The sequence below is a fragment of the Mesorhizobium sp. A623 genome (assembly GCF_054489405.1).
Genome location: NZ_JBTMXB010000003.1, coordinates 96,684 through 108,482, shown reverse-complemented (window position 1 = coordinate 108,482; position 11,799 = coordinate 96,684). Strand labels below are relative to the sequence as shown.

General features: G+C 63.5%; 10 protein-coding genes. 8 read left to right on the top strand and 2 right to left on the bottom strand.

Annotated elements, in window-relative coordinates; all coding sequences use genetic code 11:
* Window positions 1-27: 27 nt before the first annotated feature.
* The 3 genes from ACX3P1_RS04450 to ACX3P1_RS04440 all read left to right on the top strand — a co-directional run bounded on the left by ACX3P1_RS04450 (window position 28) and on the right by ACX3P1_RS04440 (window position 2,821).
* Entirely contained in the window at window positions 28-852 is an 825-nt protein-coding gene (locus tag ACX3P1_RS04450; RefSeq protein ID WP_459078348.1) for a DUF2189 domain-containing protein, read from the top strand.
* A gap of 116 nt (window positions 853-968) precedes the next feature.
* Window positions 969-1,829, top strand: coding sequence for a TIGR01459 family HAD-type hydrolase (locus tag ACX3P1_RS04445; protein WP_459078347.1), 861 nt, complete (start codon window positions 969-971; stop codon window positions 1,827-1,829).
* Between the two features lie 14 nt (window positions 1,830-1,843).
* Window positions 1,844-2,821: a bifunctional riboflavin kinase/FAD synthetase gene (locus ACX3P1_RS04440; RefSeq protein WP_459078346.1), complete on the top strand. Its 978-nt coding sequence runs from the start codon at window positions 1,844-1,846 to the stop codon at window positions 2,819-2,821.
* Between the two features lie 16 nt (window positions 2,822-2,837).
* Here the strand turns inward: ACX3P1_RS04440 and ACX3P1_RS04435 are convergent, their stop codons facing one another.
* The gene (locus ACX3P1_RS04435; RefSeq protein WP_459078345.1) at window positions 2,838-3,392 is read right to left on the bottom strand and encodes an HdeD family acid-resistance protein; all 555 of its coding nucleotides are present in this window, start codon (window positions 3,390-3,392) and stop codon (window positions 2,838-2,840) included.
* Window positions 3,393-3,570: 178 nt separating this feature from the next.
* Between ACX3P1_RS04435 and ACX3P1_RS04430 the strand changes: the two genes are divergently transcribed.
* The 3 genes from ACX3P1_RS04430 (at window position 3,571) to ACX3P1_RS04420 (ending at window position 8,435) form a co-directional block, all read left to right on the top strand.
* On the top strand, window positions 3,571-4,380 hold the full coding sequence (locus tag ACX3P1_RS04430; protein ID WP_459078344.1) for a MipA/OmpV family protein: 810 nt from the start codon (window positions 3,571-3,573) through the stop codon (window positions 4,378-4,380).
* Between the two features lie 219 nt (window positions 4,381-4,599).
* Window positions 4,600-7,563, top strand: a complete 2,964-nt coding sequence (ileS, locus tag ACX3P1_RS04425) for an isoleucine--tRNA ligase (protein WP_459078343.1) — start codon at window positions 4,600-4,602, stop codon at window positions 7,561-7,563.
* Between the two features lie 185 nt (window positions 7,564-7,748).
* The gene (locus ACX3P1_RS04420) at window positions 7,749-8,435 is read left to right on the top strand and encodes a hypothetical protein (RefSeq protein WP_459078342.1); all 687 of its coding nucleotides are present in this window, start codon (window positions 7,749-7,751) and stop codon (window positions 8,433-8,435) included.
* 27 nt (window positions 8,436-8,462) lie between these two features.
* On the opposite strand, the gene ACX3P1_RS04415 is transcribed toward ACX3P1_RS04420, so the two are convergent.
* Window positions 8,463-8,915, bottom strand: a complete 453-nt coding sequence (locus tag ACX3P1_RS04415; protein ID WP_459078341.1) for a nucleoside deaminase — start codon at window positions 8,913-8,915, stop codon at window positions 8,463-8,465.
* Between the two features lie 90 nt (window positions 8,916-9,005).
* On the opposite strand from ACX3P1_RS04415, the gene ACX3P1_RS04410 reads away from it, so the two are divergent.
* The gene (locus tag ACX3P1_RS04410; RefSeq protein WP_459078340.1) at window positions 9,006-11,174 is read left to right on the top strand and encodes a pseudouridine synthase; all 2,169 of its coding nucleotides are present in this window, start codon (window positions 9,006-9,008) and stop codon (window positions 11,172-11,174) included.
* Window positions 11,155-11,709 (top strand): 16S rRNA (guanine(966)-N(2))-methyltransferase RsmD, encoded by a 555-nt coding sequence (gene rsmD / locus ACX3P1_RS04405; protein WP_459078339.1) that lies wholly within the window; start codon window positions 11,155-11,157, stop codon window positions 11,707-11,709. Before ACX3P1_RS04410 ends, rsmD begins: the two co-directional genes overlap by 20 nt.
* Window positions 11,710-11,799 lie beyond the last annotated feature (90 nt).

The window sequence follows — 11,799 nt, the reverse complement described above, 5'->3', positions numbered from 1 at the left end:
CCGTCCCCGACATACGGGAGGAAGGTTATGACCAGCTTTCATGTCATGGCAGACGCACGCGGGACGCTCGCGCAGCCCGCCATACGCCGCATTACAATCGCGGATATAGGAGACGCGCTGCGCCTCGGCTTCGACGATTTCTGGGCCAAGCCGTCCCACTATGTCTTTCTGGCGTTGATCTATCCCATCGTCGGGCTGATCCTGACCCGCTGGTCCAGTGGCGCCAACGCGATCCATCTCATCTATCCGCTGATGTCGGGTTTCGCGCTGCTCGGGCCGCTTGCCGCCATCGGCCTCTATGAGATCAGCCGTCGCCGCGAACTGGGAATGGATACGGCGTGGCGCAACGCGCTGGCGGTGCGTCATTCGCCGGCGCTGCCTTCCATCCTGACGGTCGGCGCGATGCTGGTCGCCCTGTTCCTGTTGTGGCTGTTTGTCGCTCAATCGATCTACACCGGCCTGTTCGGCGATCAGGCGCCCGCATCGGTCGGCACTTTCCTGCGCGACGTGCTGACGACGAGCAATGGCTGGACGCTGATCGTGGTCGGCAATCTCGTGGGCCTCGTTTTTGCCGCCGTCGTGCTGGCAGCGACGGTGGTCGCCTTTCCGCTGCTGCTCGACCGCGATGTCGGCGTGGTCGCGGCAATCGAAACGTCTGTCCGCGCTGTGATGGTGAACCCTGTGCAGATGGCGGTATGGGGCTTGCTGGTGGCGGTACTACTGGTAATCGGCTCGATCCCGCTTTTCGCCGGGCTCGCCGTGGTCATGCCGGTGCTTGGCCATGCGACGTGGCATCTCTACCGCAAGCTGGTCGTTCCCGAGCGGGGCGAGGTGCCGCGACGCCCCATGTGACGGCGTGCCTGCTGGCGTGCTTGGCCAAAAGCGGGTGACAGGGTGATGCAGTTCGGCTAATCCGGGCCGGCTGGCGCTGTGGTGGCTGGCGTCCTCAATCCCGAACCTGGAACGGCATGCCGCATTTACCCGAAAAGATCGCCTCGCTATCGCAGATGAACGGTCGCTATAGCGCGGTGCTTTGCGACGTATGGGGGGTTGTCCACAACGGCGAAGTTGCCTTTGCTGAAGCCTCGCAGGCGCTGGCTGCCGCCCGTGACAAGGGCATTGCGGTCGTTCTCCTCACCAACTCGCCGCGCCCCCACGCCGATGTCGAGGCGCAGATACGCGCGCTTGGCGTGCAAGACAATGCGTGGGACCGCGTGGTCACGTCCGGCGACGTCACCCGCGACCTGATCGCGGCCGGTCCACGCCGGATTTTCCATCTCGGGCCGGACCGGGACTATCCCATTTTCGAGGGGCTGGACGTCGAAATGGCCGAGGAATTCGAGGCCGATGCGGTAGTCTGCACGGGTCTTTTCGATGACGAGGTGGAAACGCCGGAGGATTATGCGGAACTTCTGACGCGGCTGCGTGCCCGAAACCTGCCGTTCATCTGCGCCAACCCCGATCTGGTGGTGGAGCGCGGCGACCGGTTGATCTGGTGCGCCGGCGTCCTGGCGCGCGATTTCGCCCAGCTTGGCGGCCGCACGCTGATTGCCGGCAAGCCGCATGCCCCGATCTACGAGGCCGCGTTGGCGGCTGTTGCCGCCGTGCTCGGCCGTGAGGTTTCGCGCAGCGAAGTGCTGGCCATCGGCGACGGCATGATGACCGACATCAAGGGTGCGGCCGACAACGGCATCGATGCGCTCTATATTTCAGGCGGCATCCATGCGCGCGAACATGGCGATGCACTGAACCCCGATGCCGAAAAGCTGGCGTCCTTTCTCGGCACGCACGGCTATCGGCCCGTCGCGACCATGCCGAAACTGCGATAGTTCCCGCAATGAGAATGCCGTGCGAACGTCTGTCCGGTTCGATACCCCTGCCGCCGCAATTGCGCGGCGGCGTCGTGGCGATCGGCAATTTCGACGGCGTCCATCGTGGCCATCAGGCGGTTCTGGAGCGTGCGCTCGATGAGGCGCGCCGGCGAAAGGTGCCCGCCTTGGCGCTGACCTTCGAGCCGCATCCGCGAAAAGTCTTTCGGCCGGATGTTCCGCTCTTCGTGCTGACGCCGCCGCCGATGAAGGCGAAGCTCTTGTCGAAGCTCGGCTTTTCAGCGCTGGTCGAGCAACCGTTCACGCGCACCTTCGCCGCCTCGTCGGCGGAGACATTCGTGACGGACGTGCTGGAAAAGACCCTCGGCATCAGCCATGTCGTCACCGGCTTCAATTTCCATTTCGGCAAGGATCGGCAAGGCGGCCCGGCCTATCTGATGGAAGCAGGCGCGCGCCACGGCTTTGGCGTCACGCTGGTGGATGCCTATCGGGACGAAGGCGCGGAGGTGGTGTCGTCAAGCCGCATCCGCACCTTGCTCGCCGATGGGGAGCCGGCGCAGGCCGCTGGCCTGCTCGGATACCGCCACACCGTCGAAGGCGAGGTTGTCGGCGGCGAGAAACTAGGCAGGACGCTGGGCTTTCCGACCGCCAATATGCGGCTTTCGCCGGAATCCATGCTCAAGGAGGGCATTTACGCCGTGCGCTTCCGGCAAGCCGACGGTACGCTGCACGACGCCGTGGCCAGTTACGGCCGCCGTCCCACCGTTGACGACAATGGCGCGCCGTTGCTCGAAACATTTTTGTTCGATTTTTCCGGCGACCTTTACGGCCAGGTTTGCGACGTGTCGCTGTTCGGCTATCTGCGCGGCGAAGAAAAATTCGACGGACTGGACGCGCTCGTCGCCCAGATGAAGCGCGACGGCGAAGAGGCGAGGGCGCTGCTCGCCGGCGTCAAGCCCTTGTCGGAGTTGGACGCCGCAATCGCCTTTTGAGGCGTGCCGGCTGCCGCTACTTCTTCAGCGCCAGCCCGAAGGCGATGAAAGTCCAGCCCTGGAAGACGAGATCGATGGCCAGGAACAGGCCGAGCACCCAGAGGCTGTTGACCGGCCAGCCCATGGCGATAATCAGGCCCGCCAGCGCGGTGACGACGCCTGCCGTGATGATCCAGCCCGATCCCTTTTCGGCACGGTGGTGATAGCCGACCCACACCCGCAGCAGGCCGGAAGCCACCAGCGCCACCGCCAGCAGGAAGGTAAACACCGTCGAGGCAAGCAGCGGATTGTCGAAGGCGAAGAAGCCGGCAACCGCATAAAGCAGGCCAGAGAGCAGCCAGTAGAAGAAGCGGCCCCAGGTTTTTACGCCGAAGGCATGGATGATCTCCACGATGCCGGCCATCAGCATGAGCCAGCCGACGACATAGACCGAGGCTACCGTGGCGATGAACAGATTGCCGAAGGCGATGCCGCCGAAGATCAGCAGCAGCACTCCCAGCGCCACGAACCAGCCCCATTTGGCGCGGGTCTGGCCGATTGCGTTGTTCAAGTCATTCTCACTGAGGGTCATTGCCGCCTCCTGATGTTGGCCATACAATCCTGCAAACGATAATCGCAACAGTTGCATCGGTCCAGCGCGCCTCTCAACGAGCATCCCGGGGTTCGGTTGATGCAGGTTTAAATCAAATTTTACCACCTGCGCCTCAATGCTAATCGACCTTGAGTTGTAGTGCGTGTACGGAGTGACGATGCGTTTGAATTTGGTTTCGGCGGCGCTGGGCGTTGCACTCATCGGGAGTCCCGGTGAGGCCAATGCCGGCGAGGGCGCCTTTGGCTGGCTGTCGGGCGACTGGTATCTGACGGTAGGTGCTTCCGGCATCGTGGCGCCCAATTTTGAGGGCAGCAAAAAATACATGTTCAGCGTCGCGCCGCTTGTGTCGCTTGGCAAGGCGGGAAACGCGACGCGCTTTTCATCGCGCAACGACAATATCTCGCTGGCGCTGTTTGACAGCGGCGGCGTGCGCGGGGGCGTTACCGGCAAATTCCTGTCCGGGCGAGACGACGGCGATTCCGACGCCTTGAGGGGACTGGATCCGGTGCGCTGGGGCGGCGAAGTCGGCGGCTTCGCGGAATTCTACCCGACCGACTGGCTGCGCGTGCGTGCCGAGGTGCGGCAAGGCATTCGCTCTCACCACGGCGTGGTGGCCGATGTCACTGCTGACGCCTTCTACGATGTAACGCCCGACATCAGGATTTCCGGCGGTCCGCGTCTGTCTTTCGCGTCGGCCAAGTATTTCGATGCCTATTACGGCGTCAACGCGCAGGAATCGGCTGCGTCCGGCTTAAGCCAGTACGATCCGGGAAGCGGCCTGAAATCGGTCGGTGTCGGTGGCGCCGTTACCTGGAAAGTGACCGACCCGATAAACGCCAGCGTGTTCGGCGAATATTCACGCCTCACGGGGCCGGCGGCGGATTCGAGCCTGGTCCGCGAGAGCGGTGACGAGAACCAGTTCATGTTCGGCCTGTCCACGACCTACCGCTTTGACTTCACGCTGTAGCGGCGGCAGGAAAAGCTTTATTCCGCCCGCTCTATCCGCTAGAAGCGCGGCCATGACGCGCTTTTTCGCGATACGAATTATTGGCCCGGTGTTCCAGGTGGCCTAATGCCACCGGAACTGCCGGGTTTTGCGCGCAAAAACAACCCTCGCGCTTTTTCAAGTTCATGATAGTTCAACGCCCGAGGCTTTTTGCCGACGGGCAATCCATATGGCAGACCGATGACCGATACCGCTGAGACGATCGACTATTCCAAGACGCTCAATCTGCCGCAGACGGATTTTCCGATGCGCGCCGGCTTGCCTGAAAAGGAGCCGCTGATGGTCAAGCGCTGGCAGGACATGGACCTCTACGCAAAGCTGCGCGAGGACGCCAAGGGGCGCACGAAATACGTGCTGCACGACGGCCCGCCCTATGCCAACGGCACCATCCATATCGGCCACGCGCTGAACAAGATTCTGAAGGACGTCATCACCCGCTCGTTCCAGATGCGCGGCTACGACGCCAATTATGTGCCGGGCTGGGACTGCCATGGCCTGCCGATCGAATGGAAGATCGAGGAACAGTATCGCGCCAAGGGCAAGAACAAGGACGAGGTGCCGGTCAACGAGTTCCGGCAGGAGTGCCGCGAATTCGCCGCGCACTGGATCGGCGTGCAGGGCGCGGAATTCCAGCGCTTGGGCGTCATCGGCGATTTCAAGCACCCTTACACGACGATGGCCTTCCACGCCGAGGCGCGCATCGCCGGCGAATTGCTGAAATTCGCCATGTCCGGCCAACTTTACCGCGGTTCCAAGCCGGTGATGTGGAGCGTGGTCGAGCGCACCGCGCTGGCCGAAGCGGAGGTCGAATATCAGGACTATGAGAGCGACACGATCTACGTGAAGTTTCCGATCCAAGGATGGGTTAGGTCAGCTACTGGCGGCGAAGCAAAGATTTTCGCCGAAATGGAAGAATTGCGCGGTGCATTCGTGGTCATCTGGACGACGACGCCATGGACCATTCCCGGCAACCGGGCCGTCAACTTCTCCCCGCGCATCAATTACGGGCTTTACGAGGTAATGGCGGTTGAAAATGCCTTCGGCCCGCAGCCCGGTGAAAAGCTGATCTTTGCCGATGCGCTGACCGACGAAGCATCTGCGAAAGCCAAAGTCACGTTGAATCGCCTTCGCAGCGTTTCGGCGCAAGAACTAGATGGTATTAAGCTTTCGCATCCGCTCAATGGTCTCGGCGGCGGCTACGAATTCCCCGTGCCGATGATTCCCGGCGACCACGTCACCGATGATGCCGGCACCGGTTTCGTCCACACGGCTCCCGGTCATGGCCGCGAGGATTTTGACGCCTGGATGGACGCCGCTCCCCTGCTAAGGGAGCGTGGTATCAATACGGCGATCCCGTTCACCGTGGACGATGCCGGCTTCCTCACCAAGGACGCGCCGGGCTTCGGGCCGGACCGCGAGGGTGGGGCCGCCCGCGTCATCGACGACAACGGCAAGAAGGGCAACGCCAACCAGGCCGTCATCGACGAACTCATCAAGCGTAACGCGCTGTTCGCGCGCAGTCGGCTGAAGCACTCCTATCCGCATTCGTGGCGCTCGAAGAAGCCGGTCATTTTCCGCAACACGCCGCAATGGTTCGTCCATATGGACAAGGACCTTGGCGACGACACAACGTTGCGCAGCCGTGCGCTGAAGGCCATCGACGACACGCGTTTCGTGCCTGCCGGCGGCCAGAACCGCATCCGCGCCATGATCGAGGAGCGCCCCGACTGGGTGCTTTCGCGCCAGCGCGCCTGGGGCGTGCCGATTGTCGTTTTCGCCGATGCCGACGGCAATGTTCTGAAAGACGAAGCGGTCAACGCCCGCATCACCGAGGCCTTTGAAAAGGAAGGCGCGGACGCCTGGTTCGCCGAAGGCGCACGTGAGCGTTTTCTTGGCAGCCGTGCCAGCGAACCGTGGAAGAAGGTCACCGACATTCTCGATGTCTGGTTCGATTCCGGCTGCACGCACGCCTTTACGCTGGAAGACCGGCCCGACCTGAAATCGCCGGCCGACGTCTATCTGGAAGGTTCCGACCAGCATCGCGGCTGGTTCCATTCCTCGCTGCTGGAAAGCTGCGGCACGCGCGGTCGTGCGCCTTACGACACCGTCGTCACCCATGGCTTCACCATGGATGAGGAAGGCCGCAAGATGTCGAAGTCGCTCGGCAACACGGTGGTGCCGCAGGACGTGATGAAACAGTCGGGCGCCGATATTCTGCGCCTCTGGGTGATGACGACCGACTATTGGGAAGACCAGCGCCTCGGCAAGAACGTGCTGCAGACCAATATCGACGCCTACCGCAAGCTGCGCAACACCATCCGCTGGATGCTCGGCACGCTCGCCCATGACGACGGCGCGGAAGTGCCGTTGAAAGACATGCCGGAACTGGAGCGGCTGATGCTGCATCGGTTGTCCGAAATGGATGAGTTGGTGCGCACCGGCTACGACGCCTTCGAGTTCAAGCGCGTTACCCGCGCGCTGCTGGATTTCATGGTGGTGGAATTGTCGGCCTTCTATTTCGACATCCGCAAGGACGCGCTCTACTGCGAAGGCCCGTCGAGCCTCAAGCGCAAGGCTTCCGTCCAGGTCGTGCGCCATCTGTTCGACGCCATCGTGAAATGGCTTGCGCCCATGCTGCCGTTCACCACGGAGGAGGCTTGGTCCGGCAGGCATCCCGATGCCGTTTCGGTGCATCTGGAGCAGTTCCCGGCTATCCCGGCAGATTGGCGCGACGAGGCCTTGGCGGAAAAGTGGCGCAAGGTGCGGCAGGTGCGCCGCGTCGTCACCGGCGCGCTGGAAATCGCCCGTGCTCAAAAGGTCATCGGTTCCTCGCTCGAGGCGCTGCCCGTCGTCTATCTGGACGATTCGGCGCTGGAAGCGGCCATCGCCGATGTCGACATGGCCGAAATGGCGATCACCAGCGGGCTGGAGTTCGCGCATGGCGCGGCGCCGGCCGACGCGTTTACGCTGGATGACGTCAAGGGCGTTGCCGTGGTGGTGGAGAAGGCCGAGGATCGCGGACTGCATAAATGCGCCCGGTCCTGGCGCTACACCGCCGATGTCGGCAGCGATCCGGAGTTTTCGGATGTTTCGGCGCGCGATGCGGCTGTCCTGCATGAATTGAAGGCGCTTGGCCGGCTTTGAATGGATGCACATATGCAACGCGCAAGGCGAATGGCGGCCCGCGCGTTGCCCTTAACGGGTGGTTGAGGTAAAAGCGGGAAACTCCGTAAGACAAATTGTCGCCGGATTCTCCGTACACTGAGCAGAAGGCGCCGTCCGGACTTGCCCGGTCGCAATCAGAGGTTTGAGAAGTGGGACTTTTTGGCATGACCGAGAGACACCATGCGCGTGTCGCGCTGCTGGTGCCGCTGGTGGTATCGGGGCTTGCGCTATCTGGGTGCATGAGTTCGCCCACCTATGGCACCGACAAGACGTCCGGCGAGCAGCTTGCCGAAGATCTCAGCGGCGCGTTTTCGTTTGTGCCGAAGCGCAAGGATCATATCGAATACAAGCCGCGGCCGGCTTTGGTAACGCCGGCGGAGGGCCAGAAGGAAACGCTGCCCGTGCCGCAGGACAGCATCACGCAGACGGCCAGCGCCGAGTGGCCCGAATCGCCCGAACAGCGCCGTGCCCGGCTGCGCGCCGACGCAACCGCGCATCAGGACGACCCCAATTACCAGGCCCAGATCATCGACGACGTTCAGACCGATCCTGTCGCGAGAAAGCAGGCGCTGGCGGAATCGGCATCGAGCCATCCGCCGCGGCCCGGCAACTCAGCTCTTGGCAGCGCCGAGCGGCGTGCCGAAATCAACCGCCGTATTGCCGAGGGCAAGCAGGGCGACGCGACAAGCCGGAAATATCTGAGTGAACCGCCTTTGGACTATCGCGTTGCCGCCGGCACCGCCCCGCAAGGCGACATCGGCGAAGACGAGTACAAGAAAGAGCGTCGCCTCAAGAAAGAGGCTGCGGCCAAGAGCGGCAAGAAGGGCATGTTCGACTGGCTGCCCTGGTAGGCATTCGCAATCGGCGATAGCCCGCGTTCAGGGTTCGCGCCGCTGGTCGAAGAACCCGCGCAGCAGCGCTGCCGAGTCGGTTTCCGCCAGGCCCGCATAGACATCGGGCGCGTGGTGGCAGGTGGGCGAGGCAAAGAAACGAACCCCGTTGACCACGGCCCCGCCTTTTTCGTCGACGGCACCGAAATAAAGTCGGCGCAGGCGTGCAAACGAGATAGCGCCCGCGCACATGGCGCAGGGCTCCAGCGTGACATAGAGATCGCAGCCGGTCAGCCGTTCGGCCGATAGGACTGCGCAAGCCTGCCTTATCGCCAGCATTTCGGCGTGCGCCGTCGGATCGGCCAGTTCACGGGTGCGGTTGCCGGCAGCGGATAGGGCGACGCCCTCTCTGGCGATCACCGCCCCGACAGGCACTTCGCCCCGCCCGGCAGCAGCCTGCGCCTCGGCCAGTGCCAGCGCCATGAAGTCCGGACGCTTCACGCGATTGTCATTCCGGTTGCCCTTCTACTTATATCCTCGCCACTTGGGCGCGTTCCTGTTATCTACCCGCGCAAACGAGCAAAGGCCACAATGGACGACAACGACAAGAAATACCCGCGCAAGAGCGGCCCGAAGTCGGCTGGCCCTCGCGGTCGCCCTGCCGATGCCGGCCAAGGCCGAAAGACAGGTGGCAAGCCTGCTTTCGGAGAGAAAAAGCCGTTCGTGAAACGTGATGGGCCGCGCAAGCCTTATGCGCCCCGCGGTGACCGTCCGATGGCTGCCGATGGCGAACGTCCCAAGCGGGATTTTGCCCCGCGTGGCGCCGGTGAGGCAGAACGCCCACGTTCTGAATTCAAGCGTGAGTACAAGCCGCGCGAAGCTGGCGACGCCCCCCGTGACAATCGTCCTTTCAGCAAGGGGCCGCGCCCCGAAGGCAAGCCTTTCGTGAAGCATGACGGGCCGCGCAAGCCCTATGCGCCACGCGGCGACCGGCCCATGACCGCTGACGGCGACCGCCCGAAGCGCGATTACGCGCCGCGTGGTGCTGCCAGCGAAGGCGGGCGTCCCGATTTCAAGCGCGAGTACAAGCCGCGCGAGGCCGGCGAGGCACCACGTGGCGAACGGACCTTCAACAAGGGACCACGCCCCGAAGGCAAGCCTTTCGTGAAGCACGATGGCCCGCGCAAGCCCCATGCACCGCGTGGCGACCGTCCGATGGCTTCTGAAGGCGAACGCGGTGAAAAGCGATTTGATCGCCCCAAGCGCGATTTTGGCCGCGATGCCGGCAAGCCCGCCGCTTCGGGCGGGTTCAGGCCGCGCCCACGTCTTGACGAGGCAACGGAAGAAGCCGGCGAGCGCATCGCCAAGCGGTTGGCACGCGCCGGCCTTGCCTCGCGTCGTGATGCCGAGGAACTGATCGAGGCGGGCAGGGTCAAGGTCAATGGCAGGGTGCTGACCTCGCCGGCCTTCAATGTCATGCTCGGCGACATCATCCATCTCGACGGCATGGAAATTCCGCCGATCGAGCGTACACGCTTGTTTTTGTTCCATAAACCGGCCGGTGTCGTCACGACCAACCGGGACCCGGAAGGGCGCAAGACCGTTTTCGACGTATTGCCGGCCGAGCTGCCACGCCTGATGACCATCGGACGGCTGGATATCAATACCGAGGGACTGCTTCTGCTGACCAATGACGGCGGCCTGTCGCGCGTGCTCGAACTGCCCGCCACCGGCTGGCTTCGGCGCTACCGCGTCCGCGTGCATGGCAAGGTTGAGGAAAGCGCGCTTGCCGGCCTGCGCGAAGGCATTGCCGTCGACGGCGTGTTTTATGGCGCGATAGAAGCCACGCTGGACCGCGAGCAGGGCTCCAACGCATGGCTGACGCTGGCGCTCCGCGAGGGCAAAAACCGCGAAGTGAGGAACATTCTCGGCGCGCTTGGCCTGGACGTGACGCGACTGATCCGCATTTCCTACGGACCGTTCCAGCTTGACGATCTGAGGGAAGGCCATGTTCTCGAGATCAATGGGCGTGTGTTGCGCGATCAGCTCGGCGAGCGGCTGGTGGAAGAATCCGGCGCGAATTTCGATGCTGAAATCACAAAACCTTTCTCCAACCGGCCGGTACGGCGGACCGAACCGCGCGTCGAAGAGGCGCCAAGGCCGGCAGCCTCACGCGAAGGCGACCGCCGCCCGATCGGTGAGGGCGGGCTGATCAAGAACCGCAAGCGCCGCGAGGGAAGCCGCGACGAGGCGCTGGGCAAGCTTTCGACCCGGCCCGAGGGTGGTTTTTCGGATCACGGTTCCAAATCTGACCGGGGAGAGCGGCCTGAACGCGGCGAGCGGCCCGAGCGTAGTGAACGGCCAGATCGCGGCAGCTTCGGCGAACGCGGGTCAAAGCCGGGTGGCTTCGGCGCAAAGCCGGCTGGATTCGGGGGCAAACCGGCACGCGGCGGCAAGAAGTCCGAGCGCGAGCAGCGCCCGATAGAGCCGCCGGGGCAGCGCAAGGCCAATGTCTGGATGGCGCCGGGCGCACGCCCGATCGGCAAGGGCAGGGCAGAGGCCGAGAAGGCGGAAGTAGACGCCAAGAAGGCGCGCAAAACGGCGATGTACGGCAAGCCGGCGGGTGGAAAGCCTTCTTTTGGCAAGCCACGCAATGACCGTCCAGCAGGCAATCGAGAGGGCGGCAAGGACGATCGGCCGCGCGGCGATGGCCCGAAAGGACCACGGCGAGGGGGAAGCAGTGCGGATCGTCGGCGGTGAGTTTCGCGGGCGTCCGCTGGCGACGCCCCGTACCGCTGCAATCCGCCCGACCACCGACCGCACCCGCGAGGCCGTCTTCAACATCCTGGCGCATCGCTTTCCCGAGCGGCTGGACGGCGCGCGCGTACTCGACCTGTTTGCAGGGACGGGCGCGCTTGGCCTTGAGGCGCTGTCTCGCGGTGCATCCTATGGCGTGTTCATCGAGGAATCGGCGGAAGGGCGCGGCCTGATCCGCACTAACGTCGAAACCTTCGGCCTGACCGGGCGCACCAAGATTTTTCGGCGCGATGCCGTGGCCTTGGGCGAGGCGGGGACGCTGGCGCCTTTTGGCCTGATCTTCGCCGACCCACCCTATGGCAAGGGGCTGGGCGAACAGGCCCTGCGCTCTGCCAGAGCCGGCGGCTGGCTGGCCGCGGGTGCGCTCTGCGTGGTCGAGGAGGCGGCCGCAGCTTCTTTCGAACCGGGAGAGGGCTTTGTCATTCTGGACGAACGAAGCTACGGCGAAACCGTGATCCGATATATCGAGGCGGCCTGACTTCCACCTCTTTTGGCGGTCAGATGACGAATAATTCATTTTTCCCCCGGCAACACGCTGCCTATCGTTCATGCACGAACTTCCGGAGTT